The organism is Roseinatronobacter sp. NSM (assembly GCF_052379845.1).
Classification (GTDB): domain Bacteria; phylum Pseudomonadota; class Alphaproteobacteria; order Rhodobacterales; family Rhodobacteraceae; genus Roseinatronobacter.
Genome location: NZ_JBQTCF010000022.1, coordinates 20,003 through 35,437, shown reverse-complemented (window position 1 = coordinate 35,437; position 15,435 = coordinate 20,003). Strand labels below are relative to the sequence as shown.

Sequence of the window (15,435 nt, the reverse complement as noted above, 5' to 3'; positions counted from 1 at the left end):
TCACCGATTATTCGAGAAGGTGAAAAGCGATTGCAGCGCATACATCAGCCGGTCCAGCAGAAAGCCGATGATGCCGATGGTCAGCACCGCCACCATAATCGCCGCCAAGCTGCTGGAGGATCCGTTCTGGAACTGGTCCCAGACAAATTTGCCCAGGCCAGGGTTCTGGGCCAGCATTTCCGCCGCGATCAGCACCATCCAGCCCACGCCCAGCGACAAGCGCAGGCCCGTGAAGATCAGCGGCAGGGCCGATGGCAGCACCAGCCGCGTGATCTTGGTCCATGTGTTCAGCTTCAGCACGCGACTGACAGAAATCAGGTCGCGGTCGATGCTGGCCACACCCAGTGCCGTGTTGATCAGCGTGGGCCAAAGCGAGCACAGCGTAACCGTTATTGCCGAGGTCAGGAACGAGCGCGAGAACATGCCGTCCTGCGTGACATAGACCGCCGACACGACCATCGTCACGATCGGCAGCCATGCCAGTGGACTGACCGGTTTGAAGATCTGGATCAACGGGTTTAGCGCAGCATTGGTGGTGGGCGACAGGCCCGCCGCAATACCCAGCGGCACCGCGACAGTGGTCGCGATCAGAAAGCCGAAGAACACGGTCTGAACAGAAGTCCATATCTGGTCGTAATAGGTGGGCGACCCGGTATAGACGCGTTCGCGCACACGATCTTCCTGTCCGGCGGCGATCAGTTCGGCATTGCGCGCGGCCTGACGTTCCAGAAACGCGGACTGGCGCTCGCGCTCTGCCAGATGGTCACCATGCAGCACCTTAGCCTGCTCCCAGACCTGAACAGGACCGGGAATAGCACCAAGCGAGGTTTCCACACGCGGGGCCAGATTGCCCCAGAGCAGCAGAAACCCGATGATCGCCAGAACCGGCACGCCCAACAGCTGCCAAATCTGCTTGACCTGCGCCTTGGGATTGTCGCCCGCGGCTGCGCGTAACAGCGGTGTCATGAAGGACAGGCCCAGAACCTTGAACCAGCCATCCAGCTTGTTGATCCTTGTGAACAGCCGTGCACGGCGTTCGGCTTGAAGTTGGGTCGGCTCGATTGCAGTCATATCGCGTCCTCTGAAATCCGGGCCTTAGCCCTGCACCTGTGTTCCCACGACCACCTGTTCCCCGGTCAGACCAAGGGGAAAGCTGTCGATATAGGCGTTGGGCGCGCGGCCATCGAAAGGCAGCCCGTCAATGGCGTGATCCACCACATCGCGGAACCCGTCGGTGCCAAATGGGAACATCTCTGCGGGGGCTAGCCCGTCAGCAACCAGTGATTGCGCGGCCTCCTCGAACAGGTCAGACAGGAACACGCTTTTTGCGGTCTCGATATACCACTCATCGCTCTTGGCCTCGGTGATCTGGCCCCAACGGCGCATCTGGGTCAAATACCAGACGGCATCTGACGTGAACGGGTAATTGGCGTAATAACGCGAGAATACGTTGAAATCCGGCACAGGACGCACATCGCCCTTTTCATATTCGAACGTGCCAGTCATGGAATTGCGCAGCACTTCCGGATCTGCGCCCACATAATTGGGGCTGCTGATGATCTGCACCGCTTCTTCACGGTTCGCGTTGTCGTTCTCATCCAGCCAGATTCCGGCGCGAATCATCGCACGCGTCAGGGCGCGCACCGTGTTGGGGTTTTGCGCGACAAAATCGGCACGCAGGCCCAACACCTTTTCGGCACGCATGGGGAAGATATCAAGATCGGTCGCCACAGGAACACCGATCCCCATGGCCACGGCCTGCTGGTTCCACGGCTCACCCACAGTGTAGCCGCTGATCGTGCCTGCTTCGAGTGTCGCAGGCATTTGCGGCGGTGGGGTAACGGACAAAAGCGCCTCAGCCCCGATCTGTCCGGCAATGTTGTCGGCGCTGTAGAAACCCGGATGGATGCCGCCCGCGGCCAACCAGTAACGCAATTCGAAATTATGGGTCGAGACGGGAAAGACCATCCCCATGTTGAACGGGCGCCCCTGATCGGCGAACGCTTCAAGTGCCGGGCGCAGCGCTTCAGCGGAAATGGGATGGACGGGTTTGCCATCAGCGTCAGAGGGGATGGCCGGACGCATCAGTTCCCACACCTCATTCGACACAGTCGTGGCATTGCCGTTCAAATCAAAGACAAAGGGCGTGACGATATGCGCTTCGGTTCCAAAACCGATGGTTGCAGCCAATGGCTGACCTGCCAGCATATGAGCGCCGTGCAGGTTACCATCGATCACACCGTCGATCAGCACTTTCCAATTCGCTTGCGCTTCCAGCGTAACGAAAAGACCTTCATCCTCGAAATACCCGCGCTCGTAGGCGATGGCCAAGGGCGCCATATCGGTCAGCTTGATGAACCCAAGGGTCAAGTCTTCGATTTCCGGGAAGGTATCAGCATGAAGCGCGGTTGTGCCGACGACTGCGATGACAGATGTAGTTGCAAGAAGATTACGGATCATAATGCTGTGTCCTTTGACTGAAGCCCGACGTTTCGCGGGCCGGAAACGAAAAAAGCCGCCGACCTATATTGCGCAGGGGTTGCGCAATCAGGTCAGGCGGCTGTGCCCATAAGAGTTCATCATTGAACCCTGATTTTGCGAATCGACAGCGTTGCCGATCCGGTTGCCTTCATCCTTTCTTCCAGACTGGCGCGAAACAAGCTGAAATCCGGCGGGACAGCGCCATTTTGCGCCTGCAGCAATTCAGTGCTGAAAAAATCAGCGCGAATATTGGCTGGCGTCGAAAACCTGACCATCGAAGAAAGCATCTGGCGCCAGGATCATCTGCCCGCGCTCAGAAGCAACTGCTGTCGGGTGGTGCAGACTACCTTCCAGCTTCTCGGACGCTCCGGGTAAATCAGCACCAGCCATGCGCAGGTTCTGGCGGTACAGGTCAGTGCGGCAGATTGCCTTGGCCGTAACTATGCTTCGCGTCAGATCAAGGTCATGGCGTGCCGCCAGCTGCGCAGCAAACCAGGCCGCTTGTGACCGCCACGGGAAACTTGCAGCCCCGTCAAAAAACCGGATCATGTCGGGCACCTGCCGCAGTTCGCCTTGCGCAGAAATTACCATCTCGCCCCGCAAGGCACGGTCCAGAAGCTCCACCGGGGCGTTAACGTATTCGGGGCGGGCCAGAATGTCAGACGTGATAGACCGGTTTGCCGGCACGCCAAGCCATTTGGCAGCGCGCCAGATCGCGCGCATCAAACGCCCTGTTAGCGCAGGGTTGTCCTTGACCCATTCGTGCCGTGCGGCCAGCACTTTTTCCGGTGCAACCGCCCAGATCGTACGACTTGGCAACAAGAGCGTGGCCGCACCCAGCTCTACTGCTACAGACCCCCAAGGTTCGCCAACGCAGAACGCATCTACCTCGCCCGCCGCAAGGGCATCGGCCATGCGGGGCGGCGGAATTGTGCAGAGTTCATATTCAATGCTGGTTTCGCGCAGCCAATAGCTTACCAGTTCAACATGGGTTGAAAACGGAAACGGCACGCCGATCCGCAAGGGACGGTCAATGGCACGCACCAGATCATCGCGCGCGCGCGATGCATCACAAAACCCGAAATCATGACCCGCGCGGCGCAAGCGTCCGGCTACGTCCTGCGACACGCCGATCACATCGCCATTGATCGACAGAACCTGCAGGATATCCAGCCGCGCCACCGCCCCGCCCAGCCCCATGGCCATGGCCACGGGGACAGGGGCCAGCATCTGCGCTGCGTCGACCTGCCCCCACAGCAGCATGTCCCGCAGGCTTGACCAAGACGGGGCGCGCATCAGTTCCAGTCCCAGCCCCTCGGCCTGCGCAAAACCCATTTCGCGGGCTATCACAATCGGGGCCATGTCAAGCAAAGGCACGAATCCCAAGCGCAAAGGGGTCAGGTTCATGACAAAAGCCCCGCCGCCGTGACCAATGCGCTGGCAACTTCAGCCACCTTGCGCCCTTGGTCCATCGCGGTCTTGCGCAACAAGGCATAAGCCTCGTCTTCACCAATACTGCGTGCCTTCATCAAGATGCCCTTGGCGCGGTCGATCAACTTGCGCTCTTCCAGCGCGCGACGCGTGGTCTCCAACTCCACGCGCATACGACGAAACATCTGGAACCTTGCAATGGCGGCATCCATCACTGTGGCCACACGTTCTGGCTGCAGACCGTCAACAACATAGGCAGACACCCCGGCCTCAATCGCTTGCTGCGTCAGGTCACGGTCCGTGCGGTCCACAAAGAACGCCACAGGGCGCTCCAACGGGCCAGATGCCAGCGCCATTTCCTCCAGCGTGTCGCGCGATGGGTCCGACATGTCGATCAACACAATATCAGGTGCAATCTCACGCACGCGTCTTGCAAGTCCGGACACCTCAGCGATCACCGTTATCTGGTGGCCAAGGGGCTGCAAGCTTTCCATGACAAGCTTGGCGCGGGCTTCATCTGGTTCGACGATGACGATGTGAAGTTTCATTGGTCTTTGCGGCAACGTTTCCGCCCACAGCACACCGACAGCGAGACATCGCAACAGATGTTTGCTGACGGATCTGGCAGAATGTGGCGCATGATTAAAAATCCAGCGCTTTCCGTGCATTTGCCTTATTGGACACCAGTTAAAAGAAAAGTGCTTTCATCCCAGCTGCAGCGACCAGGAACTGAAATACCCTAGCATGCACCGTTCCATACAATGTCAGCGGGACTGAAAGCTGATACGGTGAAAGCTTGCCGACCTTGCAACGCACAAATCATGTAGGGAATCTCTGCAATATCCAGAAGGACAGCTCAGCGCATATCAGCCATGGGACAAGATCCTGCGGGCTGTTTCACGTCCCGACAACACTGCCCCATGCGCAGTACCAAAGTGGGTTGGCGATGTGGCCTCGCCCGCGAACCAAAGATGTCCGTCCCAGTCCGACCCGGCCAATGCATTTCGGGTCGCGCTGCTGGTGCCGACAGCGTTGAAGCTGTAACTACCGACTGCGTATCGATCCTGCCCCCAACGCGTGATTTGCGCAGCAATCGGTGCGGGGAAACGCGTGCCAAACATCGCGCGCAAGGCCGCGTGCGCATTGGCGATCGTTGCGCGGTCATCTAGCGTTTCAATGTCTTTGGCCGCATCGGCGGCATTCAGTCCCAGCAGAACTGACGCGCCTGTGGCGCGTGACAGTGACACCCATTCGCCCCAATAGCCTGCGCGCGGCCCAAGCCAGCCGATCCAGTCCACATCATCGGGCCAATGGACGCGGTCGAACCGCAGCCAGCACTTGTTCACAAGCCCCACGCCCAGCCCGCTGATCGCTTGCATCCTTGCAGGGGCCAAAGGGCGTGCAAATTGCACCCGGCCCGATTTCAACACGCCCAAAGGTAGGGTGCAAATCACCCTGTCAGCCGGGAATCTGGTGCCATCAGCAAGACGTATCGCCCCCGGGGCAATATCGGTCACATCGGCTGACAGACGAATATCCAGCCCCTGTGCAAGATGGGCTGTGATCCGATCGAACCCATCCGGGAACAGGACATCTGGCCCGCCAAATTCCCCTGCCGCTTGTCCATACCATGCAGAGAGTTGGTTCGCCGCGCTGCCGTATTCCTGTTCGAGCGTGCTATTCACCAAATATGACACCAGCCGACGAAGTTCAGACGATGCGGCGCGCCAATCCTCTGACGCCTCCAAAGCAGCCATCACCGACACATCGCGCTCCAGCCGCGTGGTGCGCTGCAGCGCATGGGCCAGAATGCGTTCGGCCGGGCGCAGATCAGGGGCAATCGTGCCCCCCTGTGGGCCCAGCAACACCGCAGCATCATAGCTGGTTCGGATGCCTCGTGCGCCAGCCTCGCGCGCCAGATCCGTCAGGGGGTTGCCCTGTTGGCCATGAATCCAGCTTGCGCCCAGGTCCATGGGCAGACCGGGCCACAGGCGCGATGTATGAATGCGTCCGCCAATCCGCGCCTGCGCTTCAAGGATGGTCACATCCTGTCCAGCGTCCTGCAACGCGCGTGCTGCGGCCATTCCGGCAAGCCCTGCACCGATGATCACGATGCGCTGACACGGCTGCGCATTGACGCGTTTTCCGCCCAGTCCCAATAGTCCGGCGGCGCAGAGCCCGGCAAGTAGCCGCCGCCTCACTTTGAAGCGGCTCACAGGTCCATCATCCATTTTAGGCAAGGTGTCACAAAATGGTCCTTCTGCTATGACCACCATGATACCAGATTCAGGTCCTGGAAACGAGAATATCCCCAAACCCGTCTCGCGCGAGCTTCCTTTTGTCAATGTCGTCCAAAAACGACAGCAGTTTTATAAGGGGACTGTGCCATTTGGTATCCAAAAGACAAACAAGAGCAGCGGCTTCCGCTTTCAGAGTGTCCAGGCACGAGATAACTGACAGGACCACTCTGCGCAGAGTGTGCCAGTATATTCCACACTGACATGCCCGGCCCCTTGCTGCCGGTCGGTCCGGAAGGCGGCGCTCTGTGACGCGGTCACTCAGAATTATAGCAAGTCGCGCAAAAGTGGGAACCGGTTTTGCGCAAAACGACATGCGCCAACATAAGGTTAGAGTGGGTCGCGTGACTGCGAATGAACGCGGGCACGCTCTAGCGAACCGGGAATGGTTGCAGCCGGGACTTGAGTTTATTGATTGCTGTGGCTTGTATCGGGGTAGCCTCAAAACCAGCGTTGCGTTCGCGCCAAATCCACGGCTTTGATGACAGGCTCAATCCGTGACAACCGGCACAGCCAGCCCCGTTTTGACACGGTCCATGACAGCGCTTGTGCGAAACCGCAGAACGTTGTCTTCCGCGAAGAAATGGCGGCGGGTGAAGGCTTCGAAATCAGCCATGTCGTGGGCAGACAGGATCAGGATGAAATCCGCGTTACCGGTCACATAGTAGCATTGCATGACCTCGGGCGCGGCCAGCATGGCGGCCTTGAAACGGTCCAGATCGGCCTTGCGTTCGTTTTGCAGCGTAACCTCGACAATCAGGATCAGCCCGCGCCCAACGCTGGCGGGGTCCAGCACAGCGATCTCGGCCTTGATGATCCCCGAGGATCGCAGTCGCGCCATGCGCTTGCGGCAGGCATCAGGCGACAACCCGACGTGATGCGACATCGCCTCGGCGGTGGTTCGGGCATTTTGCTGAAGCATGTTCAGTATCAGCGCGTCGAATTTATCCATGATAGCAGATATGCGCAAAACCGGCGTCAGGGGAAGTTCGTTGTGAGAATCGCGCCGGAAATCGGCCTGATCTGGCCGCAATGCGCCGAATTCAGGCGCAGAATGGTTCAAATATTCCGACCCGCCCGTCGCTTGTTGCGATAGTTTGCAGTGAAGCAGAACGGGATCATCAGTGATGCAACGTATACAGAATCCTTGGCGTGGTGATGGGCTTCCGGTTGCCGGGCAGGCCCCGCTTGCGCATGCAGCCGATGTGACCGCGCTGTTGTCGAAATGTCCCGCCCATGCGCCAACACCGCTGCGCGATGTGCAATCGCTGGCAGCCGAATTGGGGGTTGCGCGCATCCACCTGAAAGATGAACGCGCGCGTATGGGGTTGGGCAGTTTCAAGGCGCTTGGCGCCGCGCACGCCATCGCGCGCGAAGCCGCTGCTGGCAAGACGGATGACATGCGGCAAGCGCTGCAAGGGCGCGTCTATATAACGGCCAGCGCAGGCAATCACGGGTTGTCGGTGGCGGCTGGGGCGTGGTTGTTCGGGGCGCGGGCCGTGATATATCTGTCTGATACGGTGCCAGAGGCATTTGCCGAACGTCTGCGTGCCAAGGGGGCAGATGTCGTGCGCGCCGGTGCGGATTACGAGGCCAGCATGCAGGCTGCAGCCGATGCGGCACAGGCGCAAGGCTGGACGTTGTTGTCCGACAGTTCATGGCCCGGCTACACCGAATTGCCACTGCGCGTGATGGAAGGGTATCTGCAACTGGCGGCCGAAGCGGCCGCGCAGATCGATACAGCGCCCAGCCATATCCTGTTGCAAGCCGGTGTGGGCGGGCTGGCGGCAGCTGTTGCAGCCCATGCGCGCCATGTCTGGGGGGACGGCCCGCAGATCATCGTTGTGGAACCACAAGCGGCCCCGGCCTTGATGGAAGGCATCCGCGCGGGACATGTGGTTGATACATCCGGCCCCGCGTCCTGCATGGGCAGGCTGGATTGCAAGACCGCATCGATGATTGCGCTGAATGGTCTGGCGCGGGATGCGGATGTCTTTGTGACCATCAGCGAAAGTGACGCGCGGCGCGGCGCAAACTTGCTGGCCGCGCATGGCCTACTGACAACACCTTCAGGCGGGGCAGGACTGGCGGCGCTGGTTGCGGGGCTGGAACTGCCCGCCGATGCGCATGTGCTGGCCATCCTCAGCGAAGGGCCAGAGGATGGCTGAGCGCTCCTTGATCTTTCCCGCGCAGGAATACCGCGCGCGCATCGTCCGCCTTCAGGCAGGCATGGCAGAACAAGGCTTGGACGCGCTGCTTCTGACCTCGCCCGCCGATATCTACTACACAACCGGCTTTCTGACCCGCTTCTGGGAAAGCCCGGCGCGGCCCTGGTTCGTGGTGGTCCCGCATGCGGGCGATCCAGTGGCGGTGATCCCGTCCATTGGGGCCGATCTGATGGGGCGCAGTTGGGTGCGCGATATCCGCACATGGGACGCGCCCGACCCGCGTGACGATGGTGTCAGCCTGCTTACCGATACCTTGGCGCAGGCCGTTGCGCCAAATGGCCGGATTGGCCTGCCCATGGGGCTGGAAACGCATCTGCGCATGCCGTTGCAGGATTTCGAGGCGGTGCGCATGCGGCTTGCCCCGCGCCGCTTTGTAGATGCAACCGCCTGCGTGCAACGCGTGCGTGAGGTGAAATCCGAGGCCGAGATTGCCAAGATCCGCGCCACCTGCACCATTGCCGCGCGCGCCTTCGCCCGCGTTCCAGAATTCGCGCAGGCGGGGCGACCATTGGCCGAAGTGTTCCGCGACTTCCAGATCGCGCTGCTATCCGAGGGGGCAGATTGGGTCAGCTATGTGGCAGGTGGTGCCGGGCGTGATGGCTACGGCGATGTAATCTCGCCCGCAGGGCCGGGCCCGTTGCAATGCGGGGATATCCTGATGTTGGACACAGGCGCGGTGAAGGACGGCTATTTCTGCGATTTCGACCGCAATTTCGCGATTGGCCCGGCATCTGACACGGCACGCCGCGCCCATGCGGCGCTGTGGCACGCGACCGAAGAAACCTTGGCCGCATTGCGCCCCGGCATGCTGGCGCGCGATATGCATCGCCTGCTGTCAGACGGGCTGCGAAAGCACGGAGTGACGCCGGGGGACGGACGGCTGGGGCATGGGCTGGGCATCACGCTGACCGAATGGCCCTCCTTCACCCCGCTGGATGACACCCCTTTGCGCGCAGGCATGGTTCTGACACTGGAACCCAGTTGCGTGACAAGTGAAGGGCAGATCATGGTGCATGAAGAAAACATCGTCTTGCGCGCGGATGGGCCAGAACTGCTGTCCCCCCGCGCGCCCGAGGAATTGCCGGAGATCAGGACATGACTGCTTTCCCCTATACCTTGCTGGACGACGATCTGCCACGTCTTGGTCTGATTGTCTTGCAGGTCGATGAAACCATCGAACAGGAATTCTGCCGCCTGTTTCCCCCGCATCTTGCACGTTTGCATGTCACGCGCGTGCCATCAGGCGCGGAACTGACGCCCGACACCGTTGCAAACATGGAACGCGCCTTGCCTGGTGCGGCCCGCTTGCTGCCCGCAACACAGCCGCTGGATGTGGTGGGCTATGCCTGCACGTCGGGCACGACGCTGATCGGCGCAGACCGGGTGCGCGGATTGGTGACAGGCGCGACACAGACCAAGGCCGTGACCGATCCGCTGACCGCCGCACTCGCCCAGTGCGCGCGGTTGGGGCTGGCGCGGGTGGGGATCGTTTCGCCCTATATCGCGTCCGTGGCCGAACCGATCCGCGCGGCATTTGAAACGGCGGGCGTTGCTGTCCCTGACATGCTGTCATTTGGGGAACAGGTCGAAGCCCGGGTCGCGCGCATCGCCCCCCGTTCAATCGCCGACGCGGCGCGGGCACTGGCGCAGCGCAGCAAGCTGCACGCAGTCTTTCTGTCCTGCACCAACCTGCGCACATTGGGCATTCTTGCCCCGTTGACCCGTGAACTTGGCCTGCCCGTGATTAGTTCGAACCAATGCCTTGCTGCGCATATGGGCGCGCTGGCACATGTTGCGCCGGTGACGGCTTCCTGACCGCCGCAGCCCCGTGACTGAAGACGCCTGAAGGCGAAAGCTTACGCTTTCTCTCTTGAATACCTACCTGAACACCCTGCGGGATTGTCTCAAGGCATCCCCCCCCAACACCCTCGTCATAGTTGGGGGGATACGCGACCTGGCCTGATGCTGTCGGCGCCAAGACGGGCTCGGCCCTTGACTGATGGTCAGCCCGTCATCCGGCCTGCTCTCAAACAGCCGCTCATGCTGGCGCAGTATGCGGCGGCAGTCAGCCTCTTTGCGGACGGTCGTGCAAAATACGGCATGTTTCGGGTGATCGACAGACAGGGCGGGAAGCGAAGGATCGCTGTATTTGATACAATCATTCATTTGAATTCAACAGCACAGGTTTATTCTGCCAAGATACCTTGCCGGGCCGACAATATCTCACTGGTGTTGTCTTCGATCCAGTCAGCTAGAACGCGCACATGCTGTGCTATGCCTTCGCCCAACGGCGTTAGGCTGTATTCCACATGGGGCGGCACAACCTTGAAAGCCTGCCGATGAACAAACCCGTCCGCCTCTAGCGTTTGGAGCGTCTGCGTCAGCATCCTGTCGCTGACCCCGCCAATCGTGCGCTTCAGGGCGGCAAAACGGATCGTCCGCCCCTGAAGCGCAATCAGCGTCAGAACAGCCCAGCGGCCGGTGACATGCTTCAGAATATCGCGTGACGGACATTCTTGTGCTTGCAGGTTGCCAACAAGCTTGCCCGAGCGGACGGCGTCACTGAGTTTCGGCATGGCGACCTCTAAAAACTTCATACTAACAAAATTGTATGTACTTACCTTTTGCATGTAAAGCCCTTAGATTTACCTCATCAAAACAAACGGAGACATGCACCATGACACTCGCAATCACCGGGGCCACCGGCCAGCTTGGCCGCCTCGTCATCGACACCTTGAAAACCAAAACAGCGCCCGAAGGCATCATTGCGCTGGCCCGGAACACCGACAAGGCCGCCGATCTGGGCGTTCCTGCGCGCGTCTTTGACTATGACGCCCCCAAAACGCTGGCATCGGCGCTGTATGGTATCGACACGGTGCTGTTGATCTCGGGCAGCGACATCGGCCGCCGCGTCCCGCAACATGCCGCCGTGATCGAAGCCGCCAAAGCCGCTGGCGTGCAGCATATCGTCTACACCAGTCTACTCAACGCGCCGAACAGCACGCTTGGCCTTGCCCCAGAGCATGTCGAGACGGAAAAGCTGCTGGCTGCGTCGGGTATTGGCCATACTGTTCTGCGCAACGGCTGGTACACGGAAAACTACACGATGGGCTTGCCGGCTGCACTGGAACACAACGCCTTGATTGGTGCGGCCAAGGATGGCAGGATTTCCTCGGCCACGCGGCAGGACTACGCGGATGCCGCTGCCATTGTGCTATTGAACAAGGCACTGCAGGGAAAGACCTATGAACTCTCTGGCGATGACAGCTACACCCTTACGGATCTGGCCGCCACGCTGTCAACGCAAGCTGGCAAGGAAATTCCCTATGTCGACATGCCAGAAGTCGACTACGCAGCCGCTCTGACCGGCGCGGGCCTGCCTGCCGAGTTGGCCGGCTTTCTGGCCCATTGCGATGTCGAGGCTTCCAAAGGCGCGCTTTTTGATGAAGGGACACAGCTTTCCGACCTGATCGGCCGCCCGACAACACCGCTTGCGACGGCAGTCACCGCTGCCATCGGCTAGCGCGTGTCGCGTTCATTCGCATTCACGCGACCCACTCTAACCTTATGTTGTCGCATGTCTTTTGCGCAAAACCGGGTCCCGTTTTTGCGCAACATGCGCTAACGCCAGCCTGCGGGGTGTCTGATCGCTCCCCGCAGCATATGCCTTGCGAAAACTCCGTGCTGCGTTGAATGAACCGCCCCGGTTTTACCGGAGGGTGAAACTCTCAGGAGATGGACCCCATGGACAAGAAGACGCAAACCCCGAGATATACCACCGAATTGAACGATCAGCGGTCTGATAACAGCAACGAGTTCAAGCTGGTCCGCGCTGCGGATCAAGGGCCGAATGTCCATAAATCGATCCGGGGGATCGATTTCCCGAAGGACGCCGATCTGCCCTGTGCTGCAGATTGCCCCATCCCGCCCTATGCGCGTGCCGCGATTGCCCGCTATCGTGACTTGGCCCGCGACCGGGCCAAACAGAATGCCCATGATTTGATAAAGCTAAAGCAGGTTTATCAAAAAATCAGCGTGCGTTATGCCTTTACGCGGTTGGCCCCTATATCGTGCTCTGAGCCAATGCCGACAAGTTGCCTGAACTTCCCTTTGCCTGCCAGAAGCCCATGCGGATCGTTGAACTGGCCTACCGACCATTACCGGGGATCAATGACGCTATGTGCGGCTTTCGCATTATTGCCGTTCACGCAGGGTGCAGCATTTGTGACTGACGGATTATGGTAGTGCGGGCGTCCACCTGATGGCCGCTGTCGCTTCAGGACCAAGGCCGTCGTAAACGTCCGGGACACAAACACCTGAATTCTGTTTGTAGCGACGGCGACGAGGCGCGCATGCCGTGCGCCCGGATCGCACAGGCGGGGGTCGTTACCCCCCGCTGTGCAGATTGGTCTTCTCAATCAGATGGTCGACCTGCACCCGCGTCTGGGCCATGACGTTATCGATCCATTCAAGCGCCCCTTCCAGAACTTCGATATCGTCATCACGGATCAGATCTTCAAACTTGCGCAACTCGCTGGACAGCGTCCGTGCGCCAAGGAAATCACCAAACCCGACCAGCTTGTGAACCAGACGACCCGCCTTGAAGGTGTCGCGCTTGGCGATCAGTTCTGCCAGGTCACTCCGGGTCGTGTCGATATCAGCTGCAAAGCCATTGAGTGTCCGCGTGAGCAACGCCCCGCCGTCGATCGCGCGCAGCTGCGTCAGGTTGTCAGCCTCGAAGTCCTCAAGGGAAATTATAGCCGCCGAAGACGGCGGTATGCCCTGCATGAGGGCCGCCAGTTGTTGGACGTCAAGCGGTTTGCGGACGCAAGCGTCAAAGGCCAGATCACTCAGCATCAAGGCGATCTCGGGGGATTGATGCGCAGTCACGCAGATGATCCGTGCCCGTGCCGAAGGCCCGCCGCCGCCCCGAATGCGCACTGCCGCCTCATCCCCGTCGAGATGAGGCATCTGTAGGTCCATCAGGATCAGGTCGAATTCCTGGGCCTGGGCCAACTCAACGGCGATTGCACCGTCGGCTGCCTCTGTCGGTCGCATGCCGGCGCGCGCCAGATTTGCGCAGGTCAGCTGCCGGATGATGTCATGATCCTCGGCGACCAGCACCTTGAGGCCGGCCAGCACGGCGGGGGCGGCATCCGTTTCACTGTCTGCCTCGGATATAGCGCTGTCTGCCTCGGGCAGTGTCACTCTCAGCCAGAAACGCGACCCCTCCTCAAGGGTGCTCTCAACACCCACCTCGCCGCCCATGGCTGTCGCCAGCCTGCGGCAGATGGCAAGGCCAAGGCCGGTCCCGTCCGCACGGGTGCTGTCGCGTTCCAGCATGCCGAAATCACGAAACAGTCGCGGTATGTCCTCGGGCGCGATGCCGCAACCGGTGTCGGTGACCGCAAAGGTCACTGTGCGACCATCCGTGCCAGCCGAACCACACATGGCGGAGAGCTGGACGCTGCCGCCGCGCGTGGCCTTGACCGCGTTGGTCGCAAAGTTCAGCAGAACCCGCCGCAGGGACGCGACATCGCCGATCAACAAGGGCAAATCATCGCCCTGAACCACAACTTCCGTCCCGTGCCGCTCCGCCGACGACCGGACCAGATCGCCAACCTGCGTCAGCAGCGCGATTGGTGCAAACGGCTCCGGCCGCAGCCGCGCCTCCCCTGCGCCCAGCCGGGCCAGTTCCAGCACATCGTCTATCAAGGTCAGCATTCCATGGCCGTCGGCCTTCAGGCGATGCAGTATTTTTTTCTGTGGCGGCTTGTCCAAATGCGGTCGAAACAGATCGAGGCACCCCAGCATGGCAACCAGCGGCGTGCGCAGATCATGCGCAAGCACCGCCATCAGGCGTGACTTGCGGGTATCTGCCGCGCGGACCTCTGTCAGCAGCTTTTCACGTTCCGCGACCTCGCGGGCTGCACGCTGGGCTTCATCCCGGGCCCGGCTGCGGTCAAGCGACAACGCCGCGATGCTGCCGCTCAGCAACAGGACCATCAACCCCGAGAGCGCAGGCCAGGCCGAGTGATACAGGGCAGATAGCGAAGACGGCAGCGGCTGGGAGACCGCGAGCGTCCAGCCCGGCGCAACCGAAAGGCGATGCATCGCGAACAGTCTGGGTGCCCCGCCGTGCGACGGGGCGCCGACAGCGACACCGCTGTCGCGCCCCTCTGAAAAGGCGATGTACCAGTCCGGCAGGTCTGCCAGCAGGAAATTCTCGTTGTCGTGCGAGCGCGCAATGACCCGGTGCGAGCCATCTGCAATGGCGGCAAATTCGCCTTCCGCCAGTTCGGCGTCCATCAGCCACGCGGTGATGTCGTTCAGGGTGGTGACGAAACCGAGAGTGGCCGTCGTATCGTCCGGCAAGGTGATCGCAGTCACGGTGCTCACGATCAGCTCGCTCGCCAGTCTGCCGAAGAAGGCATCGGAGGTCACGCTGCGGCTCAGGTGCAGGCTCTCATCCTCGGCGCGTATCAGTTCCGGGCGATCGGTGCGCGGATAGGGGCCAAACAAGGTCCCTTCAGGCGTAAGGGTGTTCATGAGTTGGAAAACCTGCTGGTCCTCACTCGTGATGACGAACCACCCACCGAATACATCACCGACGCGGCGCGCCAACCGTTCGATCCGCGCCAGATCGAACCCTTCGCGCAGCGCAGATGATTCCGCGACGGTCAGCACGGCCGCATGGTAGGCTGACAATTTCAGATCAATGGACCGCGCGATCATGTCGGCGCGCCTTTGCAAGGCGTCCTCTTTCGCGCGCAAAGTATAACTTCCGAGAACGTAGGTGGTCGCTGCGGTCGTCGCAAACGCAAGTGCAAGCACCAGCGCGGCTGACACAAAAAAACGCCGGCTAAGACCAGTATCTGGCGCACCATCGGCTAACGGCGAATTTCGTGCCTTGAGTTCTGGAGCGCTCTTCCGCATCGGCCCACCTATCTTCATGAGACAACCCGCATTCCAATAGGTAGCTTGCCTATCGTCATGAT

General features: G+C 60.5%; 13 protein-coding genes. 5 read left to right on the top strand and 8 right to left on the bottom strand.

Features of this window, described 5'->3' with window-relative positions; genetic code table 11:
- From ACTZWY_RS12785 to ACTZWY_RS12760, 6 genes are all read right to left on the bottom strand, one after another.
- Positions 1-1,071 (bottom strand): ABC transporter permease, encoded by a 1,071-nt coding sequence (locus ACTZWY_RS12785; RefSeq protein ID WP_444791102.1) that lies wholly within the window; start codon positions 1,069-1,071, stop codon positions 1-3.
- A 24-nt stretch (positions 1,072-1,095) separates the two neighbouring features.
- On the bottom strand, positions 1,096-2,460 hold the full coding sequence (locus ACTZWY_RS12780; RefSeq protein ID WP_444791101.1) for a CmpA/NrtA family ABC transporter substrate-binding protein: 1,365 nt from the start codon (positions 2,458-2,460) through the stop codon (positions 1,096-1,098).
- 258 nt (positions 2,461-2,718) lie between these two features.
- Positions 2,719-3,888: a CmpA/NrtA family ABC transporter substrate-binding protein gene (locus ACTZWY_RS12775; RefSeq protein ID WP_444791100.1), complete on the bottom strand. Its 1,170-nt coding sequence runs from the start codon at positions 3,886-3,888 to the stop codon at positions 2,719-2,721.
- Positions 3,885-4,460: an ANTAR domain-containing response regulator gene (locus tag ACTZWY_RS12770; protein WP_444791099.1), complete on the bottom strand. Its 576-nt coding sequence runs from the start codon at positions 4,458-4,460 to the stop codon at positions 3,885-3,887. The genes ACTZWY_RS12775 and ACTZWY_RS12770 overlap by 4 nt, the downstream gene beginning before the upstream one ends.
- Before the next feature lie 318 nt (positions 4,461-4,778).
- Complete coding sequence (locus ACTZWY_RS12765) at positions 4,779-6,143, bottom strand: flavin monoamine oxidase family protein (protein ID WP_444791098.1); 1,365 nt, start codon at positions 6,141-6,143, stop codon at positions 4,779-4,781.
- Positions 6,144-6,699: 556 nt separating this feature from the next.
- A complete protein-coding gene (locus ACTZWY_RS12760) occupies positions 6,700-7,161 on the bottom strand; it encodes an Lrp/AsnC family transcriptional regulator (RefSeq protein WP_444791132.1) in 462 nt (153 codons plus the stop codon).
- A gap of 175 nt (positions 7,162-7,336) precedes the next feature.
- On the opposite strand from ACTZWY_RS12760, the gene ACTZWY_RS12755 reads away from it, so the two are divergent.
- From ACTZWY_RS12755 to ACTZWY_RS12745, 3 genes are read left to right on the top strand one after another with little or no spacing between them, the layout of a single operon-like run.
- Positions 7,337-8,377, top strand: coding sequence for a pyridoxal-phosphate dependent enzyme (locus ACTZWY_RS12755; protein ID WP_444791097.1), 1,041 nt, complete (start codon positions 7,337-7,339; stop codon positions 8,375-8,377).
- Positions 8,370-9,536 carry a M24 family metallopeptidase gene (locus ACTZWY_RS12750; RefSeq protein ID WP_444791096.1) on the top strand — a complete coding sequence of 389 codons (1,167 nt, stop codon included), beginning with the start codon at positions 8,370-8,372 and terminating at the stop codon, positions 9,534-9,536. Before ACTZWY_RS12755 ends, ACTZWY_RS12750 begins: the two co-directional genes overlap by 8 nt.
- Entirely contained in the window at positions 9,533-10,252 is a 720-nt protein-coding gene (locus tag ACTZWY_RS12745; RefSeq protein ID WP_444791095.1) for a maleate cis-trans isomerase family protein, read from the top strand. The genes ACTZWY_RS12750 and ACTZWY_RS12745 overlap by 4 nt, the downstream gene beginning before the upstream one ends.
- Positions 10,253-10,623: 371 nt before the next feature.
- Here ACTZWY_RS12745 and ACTZWY_RS12740 read toward each other — a convergent pair whose 3' ends face one another.
- Positions 10,624-11,067, bottom strand: a complete 444-nt coding sequence (locus tag ACTZWY_RS12740; protein ID WP_444791094.1) for a winged helix-turn-helix transcriptional regulator — start codon at positions 11,065-11,067, stop codon at positions 10,624-10,626.
- A gap of 47 nt (positions 11,068-11,114) precedes the next feature.
- Between ACTZWY_RS12740 and ACTZWY_RS12735 the strand changes: the two genes are divergently transcribed.
- Together ACTZWY_RS12735 and ACTZWY_RS12730 are read left to right on the top strand one after the other, a co-directional pair.
- Positions 11,115-11,960: an SDR family oxidoreductase gene (locus ACTZWY_RS12735; RefSeq protein ID WP_444791093.1), complete on the top strand. Its 846-nt coding sequence runs from the start codon at positions 11,115-11,117 to the stop codon at positions 11,958-11,960.
- Between the two features lie 221 nt (positions 11,961-12,181).
- Positions 12,182-12,682, top strand: coding sequence for a hypothetical protein (locus tag ACTZWY_RS12730; protein WP_444791092.1), 501 nt, complete (start codon positions 12,182-12,184; stop codon positions 12,680-12,682).
- Between the two features lie 141 nt (positions 12,683-12,823).
- On the opposite strand, the gene ACTZWY_RS12725 is transcribed toward ACTZWY_RS12730, so the two are convergent.
- Positions 12,824-15,172 (bottom strand): hybrid sensor histidine kinase/response regulator, encoded by a 2,349-nt coding sequence (locus tag ACTZWY_RS12725; protein ID WP_444791091.1) that lies wholly within the window; start codon positions 15,170-15,172, stop codon positions 12,824-12,826.
- Positions 15,173-15,435 lie beyond the last annotated feature (263 nt).

What these genes read in the sequence shown, in the direction of transcription:
- ACTZWY_RS12785 (WP_444791102.1), bottom strand. Translation starts at nt 1,071, where the DNA reads ATGACTGCAATCGAGCCGACCCAACTTCAAGCCGAACGCCGTGCACGG.
- ACTZWY_RS12780 (WP_444791101.1), bottom strand. Translation starts at nt 2,460, where the DNA reads ATGATCCGTAATCTTCTTGCAACTACATCTGTCATCGCAGTCGTCGGC.
- ACTZWY_RS12775 (WP_444791100.1), bottom strand. Translation starts at nt 3,888, where the DNA reads ATGAACCTGACCCCTTTGCGCTTGGGATTCGTGCCTTTGCTTGACATG.
- ACTZWY_RS12770 (WP_444791099.1), bottom strand. Translation starts at nt 4,460, where the DNA reads ATGAAACTTCACATCGTCATCGTCGAACCAGATGAAGCCCGCGCCAAG.
- ACTZWY_RS12765 (WP_444791098.1), bottom strand. Translation starts at nt 6,143, where the DNA reads ATGGATGATGGACCTGTGAGCCGCTTCAAAGTGAGGCGGCGGCTACTT.
- ACTZWY_RS12760 (WP_444791132.1), bottom strand. Translation starts at nt 7,161, where the DNA reads ATGGATAAATTCGACGCGCTGATACTGAACATGCTTCAGCAAAATGCC.
- ACTZWY_RS12755 (WP_444791097.1), top strand. Translation starts at nt 7,337, where the DNA reads ATGCAACGTATACAGAATCCTTGGCGTGGTGATGGGCTTCCGGTTGCC.
- ACTZWY_RS12750 (WP_444791096.1), top strand. Translation starts at nt 8,370, where the DNA reads ATGGCTGAGCGCTCCTTGATCTTTCCCGCGCAGGAATACCGCGCGCGC.
- ACTZWY_RS12745 (WP_444791095.1), top strand. Translation starts at nt 9,533, where the DNA reads ATGACTGCTTTCCCCTATACCTTGCTGGACGACGATCTGCCACGTCTT.
- ACTZWY_RS12740 (WP_444791094.1), bottom strand. Translation starts at nt 11,067, where the DNA reads ATGCAAAAGGTAAGTACATACAATTTTGTTAGTATGAAGTTTTTAGAG.
- ACTZWY_RS12735 (WP_444791093.1), top strand. Translation starts at nt 11,115, where the DNA reads ATGACACTCGCAATCACCGGGGCCACCGGCCAGCTTGGCCGCCTCGTC.
- ACTZWY_RS12730 (WP_444791092.1), top strand. Translation starts at nt 12,182, where the DNA reads ATGGACAAGAAGACGCAAACCCCGAGATATACCACCGAATTGAACGAT.
- ACTZWY_RS12725 (WP_444791091.1), bottom strand. Translation starts at nt 15,172, where the DNA reads ATGATCGCGCGGTCCATTGATCTGAAATTGTCAGCCTACCATGCGGCC.